Source organism: Pseudoalteromonas sp. MMG010, from assembly GCF_018100905.1.
GTDB lineage: Bacteria > Pseudomonadota > Gammaproteobacteria > Enterobacterales > Alteromonadaceae > Pseudoalteromonas.
This window is the reverse complement of sequence record NZ_JAGJEG010000003.1, coordinates 66,529-91,164: the sequence shown is the minus strand read 5'-3', so window position 1 is coordinate 91,164 and position 24,636 is coordinate 66,529. Positions and strand designations below refer to the sequence as shown.

Annotated in this window: 21 protein-coding genes; 1 reads left to right on the top strand and 20 read right to left on the bottom strand. The window is 38.1% G+C overall.

What is annotated here, in order from left to right; all coding sequences use genetic code 11:
- Nucleotides 1-129: 129 nt before the first annotated feature.
- The 17 genes from J8L70_RS05355 to J8L70_RS05275 form a co-directional block, all read right to left on the bottom strand.
- Complete coding sequence (locus J8L70_RS05355) at nt 130-2,154, bottom strand: formylglycine-generating enzyme family protein (protein WP_211054457.1); 2,025 nt, start codon at nt 2,152-2,154, stop codon at nt 130-132.
- Between the two features lie 117 nt (nt 2,155-2,271).
- Complete coding sequence (locus J8L70_RS05350) at nt 2,272-6,039, bottom strand: H-type lectin domain-containing protein (protein ID WP_211054456.1); 3,768 nt, start codon at nt 6,037-6,039, stop codon at nt 2,272-2,274.
- Nucleotides 6,036-6,524: an agglutinin biogenesis protein MshP gene (locus J8L70_RS05345; protein WP_247664704.1), complete on the bottom strand. Its 489-nt coding sequence runs from the start codon at nt 6,522-6,524 to the stop codon at nt 6,036-6,038. The genes J8L70_RS05350 and J8L70_RS05345 overlap by 4 nt, the downstream gene beginning before the upstream one ends.
- A complete protein-coding gene (locus J8L70_RS05340) occupies nt 6,514-7,356 on the bottom strand; it encodes a type II secretion system protein (protein ID WP_348772129.1) in 843 nt (280 codons plus the stop codon). The genes J8L70_RS05345 and J8L70_RS05340 overlap by 11 nt, the downstream gene beginning before the upstream one ends.
- Nucleotide 7,357: 1 nt before the next feature.
- Complete coding sequence (locus J8L70_RS05335) at nt 7,358-7,906, bottom strand: type II secretion system protein (protein ID WP_211054454.1); 549 nt, start codon at nt 7,904-7,906, stop codon at nt 7,358-7,360.
- Nucleotides 7,893-8,384: a type II secretion system protein gene (locus J8L70_RS05330; RefSeq protein WP_211054453.1), complete on the bottom strand. Its 492-nt coding sequence runs from the start codon at nt 8,382-8,384 to the stop codon at nt 7,893-7,895. The genes J8L70_RS05335 and J8L70_RS05330 overlap by 14 nt, the downstream gene beginning before the upstream one ends.
- 9 nt (nt 8,385-8,393) lie before the next feature.
- Nucleotides 8,394-8,930 carry a prepilin-type N-terminal cleavage/methylation domain-containing protein gene (locus J8L70_RS05325; RefSeq protein ID WP_211054452.1) on the bottom strand — a complete coding sequence of 179 codons (537 nt, stop codon included), beginning with the start codon at nt 8,928-8,930 and terminating at the stop codon, nt 8,394-8,396.
- A 20-nt stretch (nt 8,931-8,950) separates the two neighbouring features.
- Entirely contained in the window at nt 8,951-9,550 is a 600-nt protein-coding gene (locus J8L70_RS05320; RefSeq protein ID WP_211054451.1) for an agglutinin biogenesis protein MshB, read from the bottom strand.
- Nucleotide 9,551: 1 nt separating this feature from the next.
- Nucleotides 9,552-10,772, bottom strand: coding sequence for a type II secretion system F family protein (locus J8L70_RS05315; RefSeq protein ID WP_211054450.1), 1,221 nt, complete (start codon nt 10,770-10,772; stop codon nt 9,552-9,554).
- Nucleotides 10,759-12,486, bottom strand: coding sequence for a GspE/PulE family protein (locus J8L70_RS05310; protein ID WP_211054449.1), 1,728 nt, complete (start codon nt 12,484-12,486; stop codon nt 10,759-10,761). The genes J8L70_RS05315 and J8L70_RS05310 overlap by 14 nt, the downstream gene beginning before the upstream one ends.
- Complete coding sequence (locus tag J8L70_RS05305; RefSeq protein WP_211054448.1) at nt 12,483-13,676, bottom strand: tetratricopeptide repeat protein; 1,194 nt, start codon at nt 13,674-13,676, stop codon at nt 12,483-12,485. The genes J8L70_RS05310 and J8L70_RS05305 overlap by 4 nt, the downstream gene beginning before the upstream one ends.
- Nucleotides 13,673-14,575 carry an AAA family ATPase gene (locus J8L70_RS05300; protein WP_211054447.1) on the bottom strand — a complete coding sequence of 301 codons (903 nt, stop codon included), beginning with the start codon at nt 14,573-14,575 and terminating at the stop codon, nt 13,673-13,675. The genes J8L70_RS05305 and J8L70_RS05300 overlap by 4 nt, the downstream gene beginning before the upstream one ends.
- Nucleotides 14,576-14,578: 3 nt before the next feature.
- Complete coding sequence (gene mshL / locus J8L70_RS05295; RefSeq protein ID WP_211054446.1) at nt 14,579-16,237, bottom strand: pilus (MSHA type) biogenesis protein MshL; 1,659 nt, start codon at nt 16,235-16,237, stop codon at nt 14,579-14,581.
- Nucleotides 16,221-16,544, bottom strand: coding sequence for an agglutinin biogenesis protein MshK (locus J8L70_RS05290; RefSeq protein ID WP_211054445.1), 324 nt, complete (start codon nt 16,542-16,544; stop codon nt 16,221-16,223). Before J8L70_RS05290 ends, mshL begins: the two co-directional genes overlap by 17 nt.
- Nucleotides 16,522-17,202: a type II secretion system protein GspM gene (gene gspM / locus J8L70_RS05285; RefSeq protein ID WP_211054444.1), complete on the bottom strand. Its 681-nt coding sequence runs from the start codon at nt 17,200-17,202 to the stop codon at nt 16,522-16,524. The genes J8L70_RS05290 and gspM overlap by 23 nt, the downstream gene beginning before the upstream one ends.
- Nucleotides 17,199-17,798, bottom strand: a complete 600-nt coding sequence (locus tag J8L70_RS05280) for a PilN domain-containing protein (protein ID WP_211054443.1) — start codon at nt 17,796-17,798, stop codon at nt 17,199-17,201. Before J8L70_RS05280 ends, gspM begins: the two co-directional genes overlap by 4 nt.
- Nucleotides 17,795-18,721 (bottom strand): MSHA biogenesis protein MshI, encoded by a 927-nt coding sequence (locus tag J8L70_RS05275; RefSeq protein WP_211054442.1) that lies wholly within the window; start codon nt 18,719-18,721, stop codon nt 17,795-17,797. The genes J8L70_RS05280 and J8L70_RS05275 overlap by 4 nt, the downstream gene beginning before the upstream one ends.
- A gap of 93 nt (nt 18,722-18,814) precedes the next feature.
- Here J8L70_RS05275 and J8L70_RS05270 point away from each other — a divergent pair, with 93 nt between their 5' ends.
- Entirely contained in the window at nt 18,815-19,708 is an 894-nt protein-coding gene (locus tag J8L70_RS05270) for a pyridoxal-phosphate dependent enzyme (protein ID WP_211054441.1), read from the top strand.
- 107 nt (nt 19,709-19,815) lie between these two features.
- Here J8L70_RS05270 and J8L70_RS05265 read toward each other — a convergent pair whose 3' ends face one another.
- The 3 genes from J8L70_RS05265 to J8L70_RS05255 form a co-directional block, all read right to left on the bottom strand.
- The gene (locus J8L70_RS05265) at nt 19,816-21,480 is read right to left on the bottom strand and encodes an EAL domain-containing protein (protein ID WP_211054440.1); all 1,665 of its coding nucleotides are present in this window, start codon (nt 21,478-21,480) and stop codon (nt 19,816-19,818) included.
- A gap of 577 nt (nt 21,481-22,057) precedes the next feature.
- The gene (locus tag J8L70_RS05260; protein WP_211054439.1) at nt 22,058-22,969 is read right to left on the bottom strand and encodes a hypothetical protein; all 912 of its coding nucleotides are present in this window, start codon (nt 22,967-22,969) and stop codon (nt 22,058-22,060) included.
- A 13-nt stretch (nt 22,970-22,982) separates the two neighbouring features.
- On the bottom strand, nt 22,983-24,536 hold the full coding sequence (locus J8L70_RS05255) for a serine protease (protein WP_211054438.1): 1,554 nt from the start codon (nt 24,534-24,536) through the stop codon (nt 22,983-22,985).
- Nucleotides 24,537-24,636: the final 100 nt, after the last annotated feature.

The window sequence follows — 24,636 nt, the reverse complement described above, 5'->3', positions numbered from 1 at the left end:
TGAAATACGTTCTAATGTTAGCTGCCCTAACTTTAACATGCTTAATTATATGAGCAATATAAAGCGTAACATCCTTTGTAAATTAGTAAAAAGGAAGCCTGGCTTCCTTTTTACAATAAATATGTTTCGTTATCTTTCTCGGACTAAGCGAAAACCAATGTAGTTTGCGCGAAAGTCTGGCGCTAAGATTAAGCGCGTTGATGCACGAGCAAGGCTAGGTGCAAAGTTCCATGCCCCGCCTCTTACTGCAATATCTAATTGCCCTGTTTCTTTTGCAGTCCATTCCCAGACATTACCTACGGTATCGTATAACCCAAAGGCATTGGGAGAAAATGAACCCACAGGTGCAGCTCGTTTATTTGAATACTCGCTACCACACCAACCACAGTTAGCTAAGTTTTTACCGATTTCGTTACCCCACGGGTATTCAGTTTCGGTACCAGCACGGGCAGCATATTCCCACTCAACCTCTGAAGGCAAGCGAAATTGCTGTCCAGTTTGACCTGATAACCAATCGGCATATGCTTTCGCATCGTAATACGTTAAACATACTGCAGGGAATTCATCGTTTTGAGAAAACCCAGGGCTGCGCCAGTTTAAATCTGCGTCCCAAATAGGTTCGCCATTTAAATAATATGCACACCCTTTTCCTTTTTCGGCTTCAGTTTTATATTTACTGTTAGCAACAAATTTTTTGTAAGCACCCACCGTCACTTCTTTGCTTTGCATGGCAAATGAATTGGCAATAACCTTTTCAACTACGGGGCGCTCGTTTGCTAAACCCGTTCCATTAATATCGCCCATTTTAAACCAACCAGCGGGGATAACAACGACAGATTCAGCGCGTGTATCAGTATTGAGTTTTCTAGCCACTTGCCTTTGTCTTGCTGGTGTCGCTTCGGTTGCTTGCGGTAAAGAAGCAGCAACCGAATCAGGCTTTTTTACTAAATTGGCATGGATCGTTTGTGGTTTGTTTAAGTTCACGCGTGTTTGATACGATTTATAACCCAGCTTACGAATTTCAACATTATGCACGCCTCGTGGTAAACGAGTCACTAAACGAGTTGAGCCGAAGCTAACGCCATCGATAAACACCTCGTCATCGTATACATTAGAGCGAAGTGTTAATTCTATATGTTGATTTTTATCTTTTTTAGCGACCAATGGGTCTAAGCTTGGAATTGCTTTTACTAAATAATTACTCACCGGCTTAGTCATTACTGGCGAAACCGTAACATTGCTGTTATTAAATGCGACTTGGTTATCCGAGTAGGTATTTGAATAATTAGCTTGATAACCGGTTGCCAGCGGTGTGCCGTACTCAGAACAAAAGCGGTTATCAACACTTAGTAAACTACATAAGCGGCTGCTGTTAACTTCGCCACGCATTGTCACACTCAGGTTTACATTATAATTACCTTGGCCACTAAACCCACTGCTTACAACATGGCTACTTAAAATCTGCACTTGGGCGCCAGCTAGATTACGCTTTGGCTCAACAACACGTTCTTCAGTTAAATTAGCAAATATTTGATCAACAAAACGCTTTGTCGCTTTTTGCAAACCCATTTGCTGTCCACGTTGTTCACATGCAGCCAATGTTTCTGTGCGCTTACAGTTTATCGTATGATTAACTTCTAAGGTGCCTTCGCGAGTAAACTCATTACGCAATCTTTCTACTCGTGCTGTTGTTAATTGTTCTTTTAAACTTTCGAGCGTATTTAATAGAGTATGTTTGGCAACGCGAATTTGCTCTATATCTTTTCGGTGAGATGCAATTGCCGCCAACTGCATAGAGATGTCATCTTTATTTTGCTTATGATCCATCACCGCTTTTTGATAACGACTTTGTGCTTTAGAAATATCTAATGCAGGGTCATCGATTAATCGACGATACATTTCGTTCATCGCATCGAGCGCTTGGTTTTTTTCTTTATCAAGCTCGGTAGAACGACTTCTTAAAAGTTCTAGCTGAGCTTGTAGCTGGCTTTCTTCTTTTAAATGTTTATCAAGTATTGTCGTAGAGTTATCGTATTCTGTTTGTTTTATACTGATCTCTGATTCAATTCCGCTCACTGTTGCAGTATCTTGTGCAAATGCACTACTTGCTAACAAACTAACAGAAATTAAAAGAGATAAAGGAGCAATTCGCATATATTCCAGTCCCAAAAGCGGCAATTATTTGGTCATTATTATTTTATAATTAACGCCTATGCTATGTATTTGCAACGCAAAACACAAGCATTGTTCAATTATTATCTGAGTTTACAACTATTCACGGGTTTCACGCCAGTAAATAACACGATCATTTCCTCGAAATTGACCAAATTGCAATACGGCTCTGGGGTCAATGTGAGTTCCATCCCCTAGCCAGTCCCAATGCAGCCAATTATCGGTATCATATTGTAAAATGTATTCTCCTGCACCATTTCCAATAGCATAAATTGCATTATCAACTGGGTAACCCCCCGCTTCTAATATTCCGCTACTGCCTGTACCATACTGATAATTTAATATCGGTGAATTAGGGCTTATCTGAGCCACCTTGGTGTGCTCAAATGAGGTACAATAATCTTCACTATTACGCACAAACCCTGTGCCATCCCAATATTGTGCTTGCATGGGGACTTGTAAATTATCTAAGTCAGAACCGGTGTTGTTTCCAAGCACCAAACGGCCAAACCTAAATGTAATAGGCACGCTATTTAAACGTACGCTATCACAATTATTAACACAACTTACTTCACTATTCGGTAAATCATTGGCTCCAAGTAAAGTCGCACCTTCAATATTTGTTAATGTCGCCATTAAGTTCACCATATTAAAAGGGCCATCGGGTTGGTCTATGGCTAAACGCGTTAACTGCACATTACTTTGTTGAACATAGTATTCGCCATTATTCACATCTCCCCAGTTTTGGCTGCCTAAATTAATAAGCCGAGATGAAAACTCATCCCCTGACACATAATTGCCTACCTGGCTATTTTCTGCATAAATATTTACCAATGACTTAGCGAATCCTTGGTTATAATTACTCATTAATTGATTTTTATGATTTAACGCCTGTACCGTAAACCCTAATTCAAATGGTTGATCTAAATAAGTTAAGTTACTGCCATACTCGGTACAACTACCCTGAGCTTGAATTCCATGCAACTGAAATTGTGAAGGTGCAAAACGGCCAACATTTTTCAGCTCTCCCCTTACATCCCCAGCACCTAAATAATCACCATCTTGCAAACTGGCGGTTAAGTCGATAATGCCAACATTATCGTAATGATATTTTGATATTGACTCACTTTGAATGCCTGTATCACCAAATGGTGCTACATATTCTGGCGTAAGCTGTCCGAGTGCGCCTGCGGCTGGGGTATTTAATGAAGGGGTTACTTGAGGGTACTCATTAATAAAATGCTGTGCAATAAGATTACTATGGATCTGAGAGTAATCATCAGGGTAACCATTACTATCATTATCTTGCCCTGCACTCCATTGCACCGCGTGCAATGTTAAATCAAATGGCTCACCGGTCAGTTTAAATAAACTCCCATTGGCATCATCTGCAACCCCATTACTCCCTATCTCCATTGATAGGCCAAAAGGTTTTACAACATATTCGTTTGAGCTGCCCGTCATAGCCACCGAGAGATTACTCACAGGGTCCAGCACAATCGTCGCTGAGACATTTAAGCTTAATTGCCCAGCATCTGGGTATTGCAACACAATAGGGGCTTTAGAATCAGCATCAAATTGTAGATTAACCGTTTTATACGCCTGCTCTATACTATAGTTAGTTCCGTTATTACTCAGAGTCACCGGTTCAGAGCAACTCGAGCTAGCGCCACAGCTATAGGCTAATTGTAATGGTACTTCTAACCCGACCGGAAAAGCCGCTTCACATGCACCGGTTGTTGTATTTGTTTTTACTGCCTGTATCGCTAATGAAGCCGCATTAAAACCTGTATCTGAGGGCTTACCGGAAAGCTGTGTGGCAATAGTCGTATTATTATCGGTGTCGTTTTTAAAAATAAATCCGGCATCAGAAAAAACCACCTTACAATTACTCAAGCCAACATCCACGCCACCGATATAGCAACGCATTGGCGCAGAAGGGTCTGCGCTGTTGTATCCCAATGCCACAGTACCTGTTGTACGCTTAGCAAAGGCTAACTCTGTCGAGCCTGTAAACGTAATATTCTCACCACTTACCCATTGTTGCTTACCGTTATTATCAGGTGACAAATCAAGGCTTGCTGGCTCATCATATACCAAGCTACAAGCATCATTAGAACAGGCTGTTAGTGTCATTTCTTTTGCTTGGCAAGTCAGCCCTTTATTATCACTTAAAGTAATTCTGTAGTGATCAAGTGTTGTCGGAATATAAATACCACAAAAGCCGGGGATATAATCAGGCACTTCTGATGCGGTAAAACGCGAGCTTCCTTCTGTGATTATTTGCGAACCCGAGGTAATTGAGCCTGTATAAGTCACCTCTTTTGCAATGCGCACTTCTCCTGTAGCTACAATAAATGACGCTATATTGGCATTGGCAGCAATCGCGACATCCCCATCAACATAGATGGCTAAATACGCCCCCTCTTGTAACACTATATTTGTCTGTCCAATATTTAGGTATGAACCTAAATTAGTACTATTGCCGCCTAATAAAGTTTGTGTATTTTTTAAAAAGATGCGAGTTGGCTCTGTCACTACATATTCAGGCTCTAGCATGTTTAACACTATTTCATTATAAAAATAATCGCCTGCTAATGAGGCTGGAACGGCTCCTTGTGAGCTACCGTCATTTGTAACAGTGGGTACTTGAGAGGCTTGAGATTCGTCTAATGCATTGTCCCCATTAGCTAAACATCCTTGCCCGTTACACTGAGGGTTTGCACCAAACGGAGGTACCTGTAAAGTGGTCGTTGTTAATAGTGGTCCATTATTATCAGTAATTTGCACACCATCGACTAAAAATATCTCGCCATTATCATAAGTTGCAATTGCGCCTGGGAATAAAGTGTCACAGCTTAAAATATCACCATTAGAAACAAAGGTACTGGTCATCGCTAAAATAGAGGCTTCTTCGAATGTTTTATGATTACGTTCGTTATCACTACTTCTATCTTCATCAACCACGATACCGAGTCGATCGGTTCTTAAATTACAGCTTCTGAGCCACCCTCCGTCACTATCTTCTCGAGAATTTTTGCTTGCAACAACTAAAGGTGCAACATCGTAATCGTTATTAAAGTAAAAGTAATTACAGCCATCATTCCAGCCATCTACTTTAAAATCGGTGAAAAAACTCTCCCATATTACTTCGACCCCATTATCATCGATAAAAGAGCGATTAAATCCTGGTTCTACAACTAAATAAGCAACGGTTTCATCCGCTAAAATATCACCCCGAATGGTTTCTGACGCTTCCAAGGCAATATTTACTTGCTGCGTGGTTAGTGAGCCACTTTGCACAGCAACAGTAAAAAAAGGGACCAGTGCTTCTAATGGAGGATTACTATTTATATTATTCAGTGTTTGCAACCCATGAAAAAAATTAGGCCGCTGTGAAAAAGTATGTGTAAAGCTAATGTTTTTATAGCCTTTTGGTAAAGGAGAGAATCCTGATTTGTCACCATACTGCAATGCCGTTGCATCTAATGCTGTTTTTCCGACCTCCATGATTGTTCCATCAGGAAATTCATGTACACCATATTCAACAGCCAAATAATGCGCCCCCATTGTAATATGAGCGCCATCCTCACCAGAAGGCTCCAGTGGTAAGGCTTCAAAACTGGTGGTAGTCACGTTGCGAACTTTAACAATAGCAGGGTTTCCCCCCTGATTTGTCGAGAGCATAAATACCGCTGGCGGCGTAATGTATTGCTGCTGAAAATTTATTTTTGTCCAAATTGGAGAGGTGTAAGTATCTTGTAATTCTATATAACGCCCTTCAATTTTAGGCACTACAGCTAAGCTTAATGGGCTTACAAAAATAGTAAATAGGATGCAATAATAAACGACTATGTATTTTCTCATGGTAATGTTTTAGCCTCCAACGATAATGTCCGTTGAGTTTGCCAATATTCTTTGCGGCATTCTTCTGCGACAGGGCAGTCGCTATTATCACAAGTTGCCGTACTGGCTAAGTAATAAATATTAACAGCGCCACTTTGTGTACTGTTATCTGGCAGTTCAATATACTCATCACAGCTAATATTAACGTTGCAAAATGCCAAATAAGGTACATTAAAAGTTAAATGGGTCGTTACGCTTGCGCAGTTTTGTGAGTCATTGTTAATGGGAAAAAGTTCTGTTAAACCACTTTCTAAACCACTTTGTGCGGCCATAAATGCACGCGCACCATAATACTCCACTGCATTTTGATTTGCCGCGCCAGAAAGCACTCTTACCAGCGCTAATCCTAGGGCTAAAATCACAATGATAATGACAAGCGAAACAATAATAAAATTGCCTTTTTGCTTGGTCTTATTGATTAACCTTGGCATTTTTTTAAGGGACATTAGGAACGTGCACCTCATGATTAAAAGTAATACTTTCGCTGTCATTAAAGCTAAATTTTGCAAAAACATTAAGTACAGAATTACGTTTTAGGCTCAACTCACCAATTCGAAAAAACAAATTATTTCTTAGATTATTAGCAATAAAAATGGCTAATAAATCTCGCTTTATTCCAGTTTGTGTTTGTAATGTAGCTGCATTTAACTGATTTACATGAAAGCCATAATTGGTATAGCGATATAACTGACTTCCTTCAACACAAAAGCTCACAGGTTGATCCAATAAATACAGGCGCTTTGAAGGCGATTCTTGTGCAAATGATTGCTCAAATTGCCATTGATCGATTGCACTGGTTGTTGAATCGATAAAGTTACTTAACCGCAATCTCTTATTATTGTTTTCGTTATAAATATCGCCACTATTTAATGGGTATATCGTAGCCCAATCGCCTATTTCTGGTTTAGTAAGTTGATTTAATTCAAAATCGACCGCAGTCACAATAAATGGCGCACTACTAGGCAAGTAATTAGTGTAATGCGTAGCCGATATAAACGGGGTAAATTCAAGACATTGCTGCACATTGCAGTTGCCGTTAAGATTATTATCACAACTTAAACGCAATGAATTAGGTGTTGCGTGGCGGATCTCTTTTGATAATCGTGTAATTAAAAATCGCGATTGCGCCACGGCCTCTTGGCGCTCTACACTTTGGCTATAAATACTAAATCCGGTATTAATAAATGCAAACGAACTCACGGCTAAAATACCTAAAATAACTACAACTAATAATAGCTCGATAAGTGTAAATGCCCTTTGTCGCTTATTAATTAACACTTTAATAATTCCCCTTGTAAGCGGTAAAACCAAAAACTTGGCTCTGTGGGGACGTTACTTCAATAGTAATACGTTTAAATTGAATACCATCATTCACGGTCGCTTGATTAAAATCACTATCGTATTGCACTGACACCACGACAGAAAATGCCTTATATTGCGCTAATGACTCACCTAAGCTATTTGTAATTGGTTGTCCTGTTAATGCAATATAATCATCAACATCGTTATAGTTTGCTCTCGTTTCGCTATTATCTGGACCAAATTCGTCGGCATGTGTGCAAGGCTGCGCCCCTAAACTGGTTTCGCCACACCGGCGAAATGGCGAAGCTCTTTCGCTGTTTTCATCAAATGATTTACTTTGAATTTCGTTTATTAAAGATTGACCTAATTCAGAGGCTCTTAGCTGAATTAAAGGCGCAGCACTTTGCTGAGCTTGTGGGGCAATGAGTGTAACTATCACAGTTAATGAAACTGAAAACATCACAATACCTATAATTAATTCAATTAAGGTAAAGCCTTGTGTTGTTTTAAGGTTACTGGCAAGCATATATTAGCCCCTCCCCCGTTATACATACTGCCGCTAAAGTAAAATCAATACGGCACTCATTACTACATGATTGATTTACGCGTCCGAGGGGATCAAAACTAAGGTTAGTAAATTCAAGTCCGTTACTGTCTTGGGTATTAAAACGTACATCACTGCGTTGTTGATCAATTTGTATAACTAAAAAGTCTGCGTTATTTGTACTCCCGCCTCCTACACAGCTATCAGGCGCTGGAGGGGCAATTAAATCATCGCTTATATAAAGGGTGTGACATGCACTTGTTGCCGTATTTTGCATTGCTCTGAGTTGCATGGTTCGAAGTGCAGACAAGGTACGATCTCGATAGGCATACGCATCTTCTGTTGAACTCCCTAGAAATTTAGGGGCTACCGTAATTGATAGCACCCCTAAAATAACTAGCGTAATAATTAATTCAACTAGCGTAAAGCCACCCAGTCGTTGCTTAATACTACTTTTCATCAATCGTTATTAACAGCCCGATACTGTTGTAACAACTGTAGGAGGGCTAACAACGGTTGTTGTATTACCATCAGTATCTGTATTTACCACTGCCGTCGCTTCACTATAATCGATACGACATGCATCAGTGGCAACATAACTATTTGGGTAAATAATTAAACTACCCGTCGCCGAATCATCAATATTAAAATCAGCCGAATCATCAGCAGCAAATGTTACATCTAGAAACGCTTCAAATGCAGCTTGCGTTGCTTCTGGGTAGCCGTAAACTAAATCAACATTACCAGTATCAACAACGACAGCCGAATCCTCTAATTTTTGAGAGCTGGCAATAATAGCTTTACCATTAACAATATTCATACCACTGCGAATTGAGCCTTCTAAACCTTCAAGCGTAGCTGCATTGGCATCTCCTTGTAAGTTTAAAAAACGAGGAGCTGCCACGACCGCTAAAATACCTAAAATAACGATAACAATGATTAGCTCAATTAAAGTAAAACCAGCTTGCTTAGTCACTACTTGTGAATTTATAGATTGTGTTTTCATATCAATGCCTCTTTGGGTTACTAATTATTAAAACTATTAAATGTTACTACTTTCCCATGCTCTGGAAAGTAAGAAAAACCGACCGTTTCGGGTACAATTGCACCGTTATCAGGTAAGTTATTTACCTCTAAATAATGCGTTAAATAGTAAATACATTGCTTTTTCTGTGCATCGTATCTCACTAAAAACACTTTATCTTTTACTCTAGAACTCGCTTGTGTAAGTGCAGTACTTGGCGCATCTTGCAAAATTGCGTTAAATACTTGTTGGCACTTATTTGCATTTATCGTGGCTGCTTGCGTACTACTTTGTTGTGTTGATCCGGTTGTCGGATAACCTGTTTCTCCATCTACGCCAACCAATACACCTCCATAATTAACAAATGTTACTTGTAATGACCCATTACTACCTTTAGGACGCCCCGTTAACTCCCATTGCCCACGAACCATCGTTACCGCCGTAGCAAAACCACCAGCAACTGTTTTAGCTACAGCGCTATGAGCTTCATCTTTTACATTTTCAAAATTAGGTACTACTACCGATAACAACACCATTAATACAATGACCACGATCACTAATTCGAATAATGAAAACCCTTTTGCTTTTGTTAGGGTATTCAAATTAATTACCCTTAATTGCTGACATCATGTTCCACATAGGCATAAAAATCCCCAGCGCTAAAATAAGCACCATAATGGCAACAAATACCGTTAAAATCGGTTCAATTTTTGCAGTTAAACTACGTAAGTCATAATCCACTTCTCGCTCATAATAATCAGCGGCCTCTTGAAGCAATTCATCTACCCGTCCAGTTTCTTCGCCTACTGCAACCATTTGTAGTACCAATTGAGAAAACAACCCACTCGATTTTGATGCCCTTAATAAGCTTTCGCCTTTTTCTATATCTTGGCGCATCGTAACAATGGCTTTTTCCATAAAGCTGTTATCAACAGATTGTGCCGTAAGTGAAAGGCCGGTTGTCATTGGGACTCCCGAGCGTAATACCATTGCTAAACTGGTACTGTAGCGAGCGAGTAAAGTACGTTTTAATATATCACCGATAAGTGGTATGCGTAATTTATAGCGATCCCAGTTATAGCGCCCTACAGAGGTATTTAAATAGTTGTTCCACAACACAATAACTAGCCCAGATACACCCAGTAATACCCACCAATAATTGACAAAAAAGTGGCTGGTTGCGATTAGTACTTGTGTCATTAATGGGAGGTCAGCTTTAAATTTAAGAAACATATTGGCAAAGGTCGGTATCACAAAAATATTTAAAATAGTGATGGCAACACACAGCGCTAAAATCACAAAAATAGGATAGCGCATTGCCGCTTTAATACGTTTACGCGTTTCTTGTTCTTTTTCAAAGTACTGGGCTAATTGGTGAAATGCATCTTCTAAACGACCAGAGCCTTCACCCACTTTAACCATGGAAATAGTTAATCGACTAAACACTTTATTGTGCATACTCAGTGCACTGGATAAATCTCGGCCTTGCTCTAATTGTTTGGTGACATCCATAAGCACTGCTTTAAACGATTTATTCTGCGTAGTATCAGCTAAACCAACCATAGCGCGAATAATCGGGATCCCCGCTTTAAGTAAAGAATACATTTGCCGAGCAAACATGATCATATCTTCTAGCGTGATTTTTTCTTTAAATATTTGATCAATAAATAAAATATTATTTTTAGTTTCAATTAGTAAAATTGAAATAGGGATCAATTGGCGCTTCATTAAACTATCGGCAACGCCAGCTGAATTAATGGCCTCTAACTGACCTTTAATGACCGACCCTTTAGTATCTCGTGCTGTATAGCTATAAAGTTGCATCTTCATCTCCCATTATTTCGGGGACATATTCAGCAACCTTGAATACCTCATTCAAGCTTGTAATACCTTGTGCGGCATACTGTAATGCCATCATGGCTAACGGTGTAAAGTTAGCACTGCTTTTAGCTGCACTAACAAACTTTTGCGTGCTATTTGCACGTAATGCATCCATCATGGCATCGTTCATTTCAAGTAATTCAAAAATACCGACTCGGCCTTTATAACCACTGTGATTACAACTACTGCAGCCTTTACCATGCCAGTATTGTGCTTTGTGAGCATCATTTCCTAAATAACGTAACCAACTTAACTCTTGTTGATCGGGGCTATAAGGGACTTTGCATTCATTGCATACACGTCTAACCAAGCGTTGTGCGATAATTGCTCGCAAAGAACTGGCAACCAAATAAGCCGGAGCACCCATATCAATGAGCCGCATGGCACTGGTTATAGCATCATTTGTATGTAAGGTAGAGAGTACCAAGTGACCAGTTAATGCGGCTCTTAGACCAATATCAACGGTTTCTTGATCGCGCATTTCACCGACCATAATAATATCGGGATCTTGTCTTAGTGCGGTGCGTAAAATAGTAGAAAACCCAAGCCCAATTTTGTTATTTGTTTGTACTTGATTAATACGCCCTATCCGATATTCGACTGGGTCTTCTACGGTGATTATTTTATTTTGCTGTTGGTTTAGCTCACTCAAGGCGCCATACAAAGTGGTTGTTTTTCCTGAGCCGGTAGGCCCTGTTACTAAAACCATACCATGAGGACGTTTAATAATATTACGCACACGTTTTAATATTTGCGCTGGCATGCCTGTTTCATCAAGTGTTAATAGCCCTGCTGATTGGTCGAGTAAACGCATTACCACCGACTCACCATGTGCAATAGGCATGGTTGATAAACGCACATCAATACTATGGTTACGTACTTTAATGTTAAAACGGCCATCTTGTGGTAAACGCTTTTCAGAAATATCTAAGCCCGACATCAGCTTTAAACGCAATACCAGTGCAGAAGCGATTTTGACTTGCTTTAAAATATGCTCATGTAAAATACCATCGACACGTTGACGAATTCTTAATAAACCATCATCCGGTTCAATATGAATATCTGACGCACGCACCTGAACTGCATCTTCAAAGATAGACTGTAACAATTTGACCACGGTCGCATCAGAAGTATCATCGGCCAAAGAGTTCAAATCGAACTCTTCTACATCTTCATATTCTTCGTGAAGTTGCTCAGCAAAATTGGTGATTTCTTCTGTACGGCGGTAAACGTTATCAAACGCCGTTAATATTTGACTCTCTTGTATAACGGCTAAATCAATACGTTTAGGCGATAATAAAGGCGCTAATTGATCCAGCCCTCTTAAGTCAGTTGGATCGCTCATACCCAGCAGTACTGAGTCACCATTGTCTTCTATTACCAAGGCGCGGAAACGTCTTGCATGAGTCTCTGATAATAACTTAGACACCTCACTGGCAATTTTGCGCTGTGAGATATCTAAAAATGGGACTTTTAATTGCTGCGCTAAAAAACGCAGAAGCTCCGGCTCGCTTATAAACTCTAATGAAATTAATGTCGCACCTAGTTTACGCCCTGTTGCAGCTTGCACATTCAGAGCTTCACTTAACTGAAGCTCAGTGATCATGTGCTCATGCACCAATAAATCACCTAAACGCATTTTTAAACTCGGTCTCATACACCCTCCTGCAACACAATAACTCGCTGTAGCGCATGCTGAGTCATAGCAGCACTTAAGCCGCCTAAATCTAATGCAATTTGATATAACCTTTTTGCATCTTTATATCGTGTTAAGGCGTCAGTAGAAGTCGCTAGTGCCAGCCACCATTTTGCTTGCTGCGGCTGTAATTTAGTTAACTGTTGAAAACAATCAATTGCTTGTTGGTGTAAATTAATACTTTGTGCAGCAGTGCCTTTTAACAACCAAAAGTCTACCCCACCTTGATCATTAAAACGTGTATCTAATAACGTGATAACCTGGTCATATTGTTGTTGCATAATCAATACTTTACTTAGCATTAATCGCCATAGTAAAACGTCACTATTCAGGCTAATACCTTGTTGTAGCACTTGTTGAGCCGAGACAATATCTTGCTGCTGAAAAAAAGTGTTCGCCAGTAATGTCCGTGCTTCAACATGCTGTTTATCACGAGTTAAAATAGCGCTTAAATCATTAATTGCATCGTTATATAAACCAAACTCTAATGCTTGTTTTGCTTGTTTTAACTGTTGTTCATTAAGTTGTTGAGGCGTTTTTATAGCCACATTACTTTTAACCATTTGGTTGTTATTTACGCGTACCGGTGTACTTAAAGGGGGTGTTTTTAGTGACACGTTATCATCAGCACTTGTCATGCCCTTTGTCGTTACATTTTTTGCTACGATGCTTTCATCAAGCTTTTGGTTAACTACGTTTTCAGTAGCTTCCTTAACGTCACGTTTAACATCCTCTTTAGCAAGAGCTAATACTTTACTGTCGATCTCTTTTGCCATGGCACCATCGTTAGAGCTCATCTTTTTAACGACAGAAACTGTTTCTTCTTTGTCAGCTATATGTTCATTAGGATTGGTATGCTGAACTACATCATCGAGCGATTCGTTAACAATCACATCGACTGCATTTTGAGCTTCATTTGCCAAAGGGCTCTTTTTTTGGGCTTGTAACTGAGGTTCAGATAAAGAGGCATCATTTGCGGGTATGTATAAATAGGCAATGACAATCACGATAATCGTCGTCAGTACAATACCGCCTTTAATTAACCATGCTTGATAATCGTTAATCGGTTCAACAGATACTCCCGCGGTGGTACTAACAGGCTTACTTTCGCGTTGGTCTATGTTCTTTAGCATGCTATTTATCACACTCATAGCGCTTGTCTCCATAAGCCAAGTACCGCAATACTCAATACTGTGATAGCAATAGCAAAATACGCCCACTGCTTGTTAAAAGTCATCGCTGTGCAATCTTCAGTATCTTTTACTGCAAGCTTAATATGCGCGGCACTGACACTACTTACCCCTTCACCGTAAGCTTGTAGCAATGTTTTATGGCATAAAATATTCACTAAACGAGGGATCCCTCTACTCGCCCTAGCTATTTTCAGACCTAATTGATTATTAAATAAAGGAGGCTGATTAAACCCAGCGACTTGCAATCGATGATTTATATAATAAATAACTTCTGCTGCCGTCATTGCTCGAAGCGTGTATGAAAAACTAATACGCTGACGAAGTTGTCTAACTCGATTGTTCGCTAACTTGTCATCGAGTTCAGGTTGACCAAACAGGACGACTTGAATTAATTTTTCACTTTCAGTCTCTAAATTAGTAAATAAGCGTAAAGCTTCTAAAGCATCCCAACTTAAACATTGTGCTTCGTCTATCAGTAATACAACTCGCTTATTTTCGCTTTGTAACGCCAATAGGTGGTGATTTATTAACTGACTTAATGCTTGCTGGTCGAGTGTTTTATCAACCTCCATGCCTAACTCTACAGCAAGTGCCCAACGTAATTCATCAGGCCCTAAATAGGAATTGGGCAAGTATGCAACACAATACTCTTGCTCTATTTGATTGAGTAATTTTCGACATAGTAACGTTTTTCCTGTGCCTACTTCGCCAGTTACCTTAATAAATCCTTCACCCATTGATAGTGCGGTCGTCAATACTTGCATTGCTTCATGATGAGGGGCCAGCGCACAAAAAAACTGTGTATTTGGGGTAAGCGTGAATGGCATTTCACTGAGATTAAAAAAACTTAAATACATCGCTTAGTTCTCATACCAAGTGTTTAATAACTGGCGACTATGTGCTTGTTGTTTTTGCCATGTATCGGGCATTACTACAGTTGGCTTTATTAAAATAATAAGCTCTTTTTTCTCTTGCAGTTTATTAATACTTTTAAAAAAGTTACCGACTAAAGGGATATCCCCTAAGACAGGAGTTTTAGATTCTTGATCTTGTGTTGTAGTTTGCATTAACCCGCCAATCACAACTATTTCGCCACTTTGTGCACGTATTACGGTGTCAGACTCTCGAATATTACTTTGCGCTAACGGCAGTTCAAAGCGTTGATCATCTAATGTAATCACTTTTAACTGCTCTTGCGTTTCTGTGACCGAAGGATGTACATGTAAAATTACCGAACCGTACTTATCAATTTGTGGTGTCACATCTAACGCAATACCAGAGAAAAAAGGCGTAAGATCGATCTCTGGCGAAGTGGTTGTTGATGTACCTGTAACCGTAGTATTAGAAACATTAGTAACAAAGTATTCATCTTGGCCTACTTTAATAACTGCTTTTTGATTATTCGTTGCTGTCACACGAGGATTAGACAACATTTGAACATCGCCTTGGGTTTCTAAAAGACTAATGACACCACTAAAATCACCTTTTTCTATCGTTAATGACGACACACCACCCAACGTTGCAGAAATTGTATTACCAATAGCTCCTGCTGAAGTGGCAAATGAAATTCCGCCGCCTAAACCACTTGAAATACGATCCCAATTAACACCTTGCTGGTATTCATCGGTGAGTGTTATTTCAACAATTTTAGCTTCAAGTATGACTTGGCGTTGAAGATTCTCTTGGCTTTGACGTAAAAACTCTTTTAATTGATGTATCTCACTCGGTAATGCGTTTACCGTTACTAAGCTAGCTTGTGGACTCGCGATAACATAACGGCCATCACTTGCTCCTATGAGTGATTGAAGGGCAACCTCTAAATCTTTCCAAAAATCATTTTCGCTCGTCGTTTGAATCCGCGAGCCATTCATATTGCTATTTTGATTATTGGCATTACCCCCTTGGTTATTACTTAATGAATTATTTGCTGAGCTATTGCCTGAACTTATGTTGCCAGCTTGGGTGTTTTGACTAACCCCTCCGGCAACTACACTAACTGTAGATTGCCCATGTCGTTTCATCATTAGATAATTGACAGGGATTGTTTCAGTGCGCATTTTAGAAGGGAGTACCTGAACAATACGCCCCTCATTAACAATATCCAGTGGATACATACGTTTAATAACAGCGATAACCTCATCAAAAGAAACATTTTTTAAATTTAAGCTAATCGTCCCATTCACTTCAGGGTGAACAGCAACACTGTATGGGGTGCCATCAGTCAAACCAGTAAAAAATGCATTGATATCAACATCCTTAGCAGCAACATCAAAACGCTTTATAGATACTTGATTGTTTAAACCGGCACCCGAATCAATGCCCGACAGTAAACTTTGTGTTAGCGTATTGGGCACCTCAAGCGGCACGACAGGCGTGATTTCTTGCTGCTGTGACACCAATTCTTTTTCAATGTGTGGTTTTATCTCTTTGCCTGGGTCAAAGCTATGGCAACCTGCTAACATCGCCGGTAATAAAAACATAGCAAGCCATTGGCGATATAAATTATTTTTTAATTTCATAATGATATAGGTCTAATTTTATTTGCTTATCGTTATTTGCTAACACTACTTGTTTGGCAGTAATCGTTAGCACTCGAAGGTTGTTAACCGTATCGCCAACCTGATAAATGGTTCCTGAAATAATGGCTTTATATGCCGTGCTAGTTTTAATAATTGTTTGTAACTTCAAAGTGGTTTTATTTACAAGATCACTCTCAATCACACGCTGTGTTGGTGGTTTTGTCGGATCTAATAATTGCGACGCAAAACAGTTAGCACCTAAACATAATGCCGCCAAACAAACGTTATAAAATAATAAATGTTTCATTTGCCCCCACCGTTGCTATTTGCAAAGTTAATTTAGCATTTGGGTATTGTGTAACTTGGTAGTTAAACGCTCGGATCAGTAGTTTTTTTTGTCGATGTTGTAAACTTGCAAGGTATTGCTGTAAATCAAAGTAGCTCCCCTCTAAGGTAACCAACATTTGATGTTCAAAAAATAATGTTTGTGCATCGTGCTCACCTAGCTTCTCAACATCAATCGCTTTAGCTGGCATAACTTCAAAGGCCACCACTTGCACATTAGGTGTACTTAAAAGTAAATCTTTTAGTACAACAGGTACTTGTTTGGCAGCAGTAAAGCTTTGACTAAACTGGCTTATTTTTTCGTTTATTTGCTTGAGTGACTGCTTGGTTGTACTAATTTCATCACGTAATTTCTTTGTATAATCAACATTAAGCGCCTGTTTTAACATGGAGATTTGCTGTTCAACCTGTTTAAGCTCTTGTTGTTTAACAGTCGCAAGCGCTTCCTTTCTTTGCGCATTTAGCTTGGTTGGTGAAATGACAAATACCCAGCCCAAATACAGTACGACAAAAAAACCAACAAATAGCGACGCGTATTTTTCACGTTTATGTAACCGAGAAAATTTTACTTTTGCTGTACCCCACCAGCTCAACCGATGACGTTTATTACTATCACTCATGGCTTTACCTCGATGGTAGATATGTCGGTTGCCACATTAAAACTCATTCCATCGCCGTCTTGACTAAATTCCACAACCGAAAACTCTTTGTCTATAAAAAAGGACGATTTATGCAGGTTACTAAACCATAATGGTAAATACTTTGATTCACTGACATGCCCTTGTAATAATATTTTTTGACCTGAAAATTGTAGCCGTGTTAGCCAAACATTCGGCTCATGATATCTCGCTAAATCTTGCATAACTTGTGCATAATCAGTAATGGCTTGTGTTGAAGCATCAGCTAAATACGCAAATATTTGCCGCTTGTGCAATTGCTCTTGTTGCAAGCTTCTTAATTGTTCTATGAGAGGTTGCTTATATTGCTTATCGCTAAGCTGAGTTTTTAATTTTTGTAATTTTAACTTAGCCTGAGCTAGTTCGTTGATACTTTGTATTGAAAGGGAGCTTTGTATATTTTGTTGAAAAAAATATCCTCCCCATACAATAAAAACAAACACGAATGCAGCTAACCAAGTACCCAGTAATAACGCCAGCGGAACGGGATCGTATTTTATTCTCAATGATTTTTGATAAAAATTAATCCGGTTTTTCATTCGACTAACTCCGTATCAATTAATTGAAACGCAGCCCCAAGTGCATAGTAGTAACTAGGTTCGAGTGATTGGGCTATATCTATTTGGGGAGTAAAGTCAGTTACTTGAATTTCTAAATACTCAGCTAAACCGGCCTTTAGTGATAAAGACGATAAATCATCACATTGTAATTGAATACTTCTGATAGGAGGTTGCTTTAACTGGCTTTCAAAAAAATCCATCGAGCGTTGGATTTCAAGCCCTAACGACTCAATTAAAGATTGACTGTTATTAATAAGACCTAATAACCCATTTAAGCGCCGTGCTAGTAGCAGTTGCCCATTTCTAATTATTAAAATTCGAGGTTCGTGCCCTACATGCTGCACGATAAGCATATGAGCATGACTATCATTACCAAATAGCGTTACTAAAATCATTTCTTCAGATGTAATTGAACGTAATGCCGGTTTTAACTTTTTAAAAACATCGACTAATGGCTTTACTTGCTCTTTATTAGTAATAAATACATTCATTTTATTACTTTGCATTGGCAAAGAAATGGGGTAATCGGTAAAATCGGCAACAATATTTTCGGGGGCAATATCAACAAAATCTTTAGCTAACCAAGGTAAAGATTGCGTTATTTCATCATCTGATAAGGTTGGCTTTTCCATTTGCACTATTTGATAAAAAAAATGCGGAAGAACTAGGTTTACTTTACAAGGTTCTTTACATACTGCATTTGTACACGCAGCGATAGCCGCCATATAATCACTTTCATCTGAAACATCTATAGAGTGATATTTAGCAACTAGCCATTGTCCGTTACTTTTAGTTAGGCATACTGCGTTTACCGCACTGCCGTAAACAGCAATACCTAAAACTGTATTTTTACTTAAACCTAATTTCAACCATGGAAATAACGAAAACAGCTTACTACTCATATAAACACTTATGTTAAAAAACTGTGTATCTAATTGTGGTACATTTTTATAAAAATACCAAGTAATGAATTTAAAAAAGTGAAAATAAAAATAATGAATGAAAAAAAACTCCATTTACAACAAATAAATAGCACCCTACTTATGCATAAAGGTGTGTCTTTACATGTACAGCGTGATGACCAAATCCACATGTTAATAAATGGTAACAAATGGCGAAAACTTAAGTATAATTTAGTGCAAATGAAGCAATACAATAAATCTGAATTACTGACGTTTGGCGGGGCATTTTCAAATCATATTCACGCGTGTGCCGCTGCCGGAAAACACTTTAACTTTATAACTCATGGGATCATAAGAGGCCCACAATTAGATATAAATAATCCAACATTAAAGTTCGCCAAACAATGTAATATGCAATTACATCCCGTGACTCGTTTAGAATATAAAGAACGTAACAATCCTGAATATCTACATGAATTACAACAACGCTTTCCTAATGCTTATATTGTTCCTGAAGGGGGTAGTAATGAACTTGCTATACCGGGCTGTATGGAATTAGCACAAAGTTTGCCTGAGCATGATGTGCTTGTATGCCCTACTGGTAGTGGAGGTACGCTTGCAGGACTCATTGAGGGTAGTAATAAATTAACACAAGTTATTGGTATTGCCGTATTAAAACAAGCTGAGTATTTAAAACAAGAAATTTGTAAATTAAGTTCAAAAGCAGCCACACAAAATAATTGGCAATTAATGTGTAATTTTCATGATGGTGGGTACGGTAAATTCACACCTGAGTTATGGCAATTTTGTCAAACTATGCAAACACAACATAACTTGCCACTAGAGCCAATTTACAGTGGGAAAATGATGTATGCTTTATGGCAATTAATAGAGCAAGATTACTTTAGGCCGAACACTCGCATTATTGCGATTCATACAGGAGGCTTACAAGGACTCGACGGATTAAAATACCGAGGATTAATATAAAAATGCCCTATTTAACTCATAAATAAAGCCGTTAACTATGATTCAGATAACAATAAACCCTATATTTTATAGAGTTTGAATGTTATCCATTCACCTAACATAAAAAATTAATGAAACACAACTTGATTAAACTCACCTAGCGGCTCAGAAAAATAAAACCCTTGTGCAGCACTTACCCCTAACTTAGTTAATGTGTTTAATTCACTTTTAGTTTCAATACCAACAGCATACACAGGTATTTGTAGGCTACTCGACAGTAAAACAATTTCTCTTACTTGGCGCTGTAATTGCTCATTAATATTAATTAAATGGACCAACTGATAACTTAACTTTATTGCTTTTACATTAATACACTGAGATAACTCAAAAATATTTTCAATGCTTTGTATATCATCAATAACAATACACATATGCTGCAAGTGTAATAATTTTACGATATCTAAAATGGCTTTTTTATGGGTCATAAAGTGACTTTCTTTAATCCCAAACTCAATTTTTTTATTAAACTGTTCATGATTTAACTGCGCCAATAACCACTGCCAAAAACTATAACTAACCCAATTATTAGTATGTAAGTTAACACTAATTTTAATAGAACTAGGTTCGGTCGAAAGTGTTTTCTTTACTTGCGTAATAACTGCTTTGTCGACTAATAATGCGTCATCCACATTTTTAACCTGCTCTATAAAAGAGTGAGCAGCAATAAGACCGTCAGCCGTACTTTTTATTCTAATAAGTGCCTCATGTTGTATGATCTCACCTTCTGTTAAATCAAATAAGGGCTGAAATAAAATAATAAACTTATTCTCTTTAATACGATTAACCACTTTTATATTAGATAACGTACCTAGCTGTTCACGATTCATTTCATATCGCCATATATCTTTTCCTTGCTCTTTAAGCACCTTATTTAACGCCGATCTAGCTAATAAATATACCGATACCTGTTCAGCATCAGCGTAATAGTTACATACGCCAAATTTTATTTTTTGTTTTATCGCTCTCTCATACCGCTGACAACACACATAAACGCCCTGATATACTTGCTGTATAAACTCATCTATATTTGTTGTTTTTACATCTAGAATTGTAATTGCAAACTCATCATTTTTTAATGATTTAACAGAAACCTTAGGGAAGCTTAAAAGTGAAGACTTTAAAGCGCTTTGAAGAATACCGACTGTATTTTTGAACGAATGAAACTCGCCGCTGATATTGGCTATAATAAATATATTTTGTAAAGAAGGGTTGCTTAAAACACTTGTTTTTGGAAGCTTTAAAAAATGCTCGGCTGCTTTTTTAACTACAGGTCCCCCTTTGTTAAAAACAGACACTTTTAGTGGCTCTTTAATAACAAATAACGTACTCCACCATCGTATTCCCCATGCAATAGCCCCTAACAACACAATATTTAATAAAATAAAAACATAGCTTTTAATCACCCACGCAGGCCAATGATATAAACTAAGGCTTAATGTTTTAAAGCTAAAAACCTCCCGCTCTAGTTTAATAATATGTTGAAAATATTTGGGTGAATCAGTGGGCTCAAGCATAAAGTGGCTGTTTTTCAGCAATGCATTCGTTACTTCTTTATGTAGAACAGGATCCAACTGAAGCATATAAATTTGTTTAACAAGTAACTCTCCAACATTATGAAGATGCTGATGCAATGCATGATTCAGTAATATATTAAAAGTGATAACAATCAATACAGAAATACCAAAGTAAACTTGTTTTGAATGCTTTAAAAACGCCGATTGACTGTTTAACATAGCGTGTTCACAAAAAAAATAATGGTTAAAGTGTTGTTCAAGATCCCAATAAACACAAGCTTTGCGCGTATATTTATCATTCAATATACTTTAACAACCCACTTTGTTAAAACAGCCTACACGGTTTAATACCAATGCTATTTTTTGTGGTTATCGCGTGCTGTTTATTAGAAATAGTTACAGGTTATAAATTAAAAGGACTGATGAGCGACATAAATCAGATATACATTTCATTAATGATGCACCCAATTTAAACCAAAATTTACTCTAATTGAATGGTTATTGTAATCAATAAAAAGCCCAGTAAAAATACTGGGCTTGTGATTTAACTACTGTAATTTAGAATTTTAATTTACAGTTTTATTTTTGTCTTTGGTTAGAACGGTAATGAACACATAAACCCATAACAGGGTGAGTGAGTGAATATAAATCCCTTTTAAAACATAGCCTCAAGAAGCAGTTTGAAATTATTATATACACTTCAATCGCAATTTGTAGATTAACTGCATTTATAGGGCTTAAAACTACGTTTAATCTACATTTTAAGCTTAGCTAAAGGAAGTGTTAGTTAAGCTCATTACCACTCTAATTTACCTGACATCTTATCAATATCAGATGTTTTAGCTAATGTTTTAAACTGATAAAACTCATAACCAAATGATTTCTCAATGAAGACCTCGGTAGCAAACTGATGTTCTAATTTATCATCAACCACTTGAGGTCTTAAAGCAACCACAGGCTCTCCCTTCGCTTTTACTGACGAGTAGAGAACACCATCGCACTTCTCAGTCAAAAACACATTACTCAGGGCTGACGTTACTTGATACAAGCGTTCACTTCCTTGACGAGATAATATATCTGCAAAGAAACGATCTGTTAACTCATAAGCAAAAAGCAATTCTCGGCTAAACTGCTTAATCATATGCTTTCTTGCCTCAGTGTAATAGTCAAATGTATCTTGGCTTAAATAATACGGTTTTTCATTTCGCCTTACTTGTTCCCATATACCTATAATTCGTAGGTATAAGACAGTGCCATTTACTTGATGAGACCTCAGTTCATTAAGACGATCAAACTGTTTCGCTTGAGCCTCAGACAACACAACTCTTAATGCCATATCATCTTGTTTAACAGGTATAGAAGCATAGAACAGCGCCTGACCTGTAAGATTTAACCTACCTACCTTTGGAAACGAGCAAGAGGTTTCCTTAATGTAAGATAAGTCGGAAACATTAGTAAAGTTTTGACCTTCACAAAGTCTAACTCTCAGAAATTCAAGTTCATTTATTGGGTGATCGAGTGTAATTGTCATGCAACCAGCTAAGTAATCTATTTTAGACTCGATTTCATGCTTCGTTAATTCGCACGTGCCGTTTATGTGCGCATTTAATTGACTAATATAAACAGAAGAGTGGAGTAAATTAGTGTACCCACACTCTACCGATGCTTTTTGATCAATTAACGAAATTAATTCAGGGGCTAATACCATTATATCCCCTTCATCACTCTGCTATAACAAGAACAACACTATTTGAAATTCTCTCAATCAGCTCTGTTTTATCTAAGGTTTTTTGCTTGGCTGGTTCAATATAGTCTACACCGTGATTTATCAGCATTGGCAATGCATAAGCTATTTTAACGGCATAATTTACATTTTGAGCCAATGTTCCCGTAGCTTTAATAGCTGCTGATTGATTTAACGATGCTGAAGCAATGCCAATGACAACACCTTGATTATTTACCATCGGACTGCCTGAGTTTCCGGGCTGTATAGGGGAATCAATTTGAAAATACCGAGTATCACCTTGGATGCCAGAATTGGCATTAACATACCCAAATGTCGCTTTTTGTTCGTTGCCTTGTAAGCCTATATTTGGATAACCTAAAATGGCGATTGCGGTTCCTTGCTTTGTTTTGTTTTTAAGCTCAATCGGTAAACCTTCAACTACCTTATCTACTTTCAACAAAGCGATATCATTGCTAGGGTCATGATCAACCAATGAAGCTGATACCGATTTACCATGTAGAATAATCGATATGTTTGATGACCCTTCTATTACGTGACTATTGGTAAGCACATAGCCATCATTAGAAATAAAGAAGCCCGTGCCTGTAGAAATACCTTTAGGCAACTCAGGCTTTTTGTTGTCAGGTTTTGTTCTCACGGTTGATGGAGTAACATTCTGAGAGTCATATCTTTGCTTCATAGCTAGTGCAAGCTGTCCTGCACTGCTTGCTCTATTTACCAATGTCGAGGCTTGAATTGATACTTTTAAAGTTTCATCTGTATAGCTCTCTGGTAAGGTAACATTTTCTTTTTGAGTACCAAACTGCCATTTCTGATGAAATACCCCATATTTACTTTTCACTACAATATACTTGTCAGGCTTGTCAGCGTTCATATCGTAGAAGCCCCAAGTTGTAAAAGTTGGCTGGTTATTTTTATCAAAGAACTCTCTGGCTCCAAAGAAACGCAAATTGCCGAATTGTCCTGATAGCTTAGCAAAACCATTAGCATAGTTCTTTCTTACAACTCCAATGAATACTCCTGTTGTAAGACTTTGCTCCCCTTGTGAATATATGGAATCAATATCTCCATTTGGTTTTAATGACGCATGGTTTTGTAATTTTTTAGTCATTTTGTCATTTTCACGGACATACGTGCCAAACTCGACATTATTTGTTCCTTCAACCCATAGGTAATAAAGTTGATCCGTAATTCCTTTGTTATGGTAAGTGATCTCAAAAGCTCTAACACTACCATTTATAACACTAATTTTACCAAGTCCCTCGGCTTTGCCGTCTTTACAGTTCCCATCCCACTCTATTGTGCCTTGATGGGGTTGCTCGGTATAGCCTTCAATTAGCATTTCACATTTCTCGGACTTATTTGCAGGCTGAATCCAATGTGGAGAATAACTTCCGGCTCGAAAGTCTGTAATCTGGCTTTGATAATTTGAAACTTCTGATTCAGAGACTTTTCGATAATTTGGCGTGGAATTACAGCCTGTTAATAGAATGCTGATCCCTATGACTAATGGTAAAATCTTTTTCATACCAATTCCCTTTATAATCTTTTTTGTCTTATATTTTTATTAAGCTAAATATAACCAATTAAAAATATTATGTCATTGTTCTAGTACACTAAGCGATTAA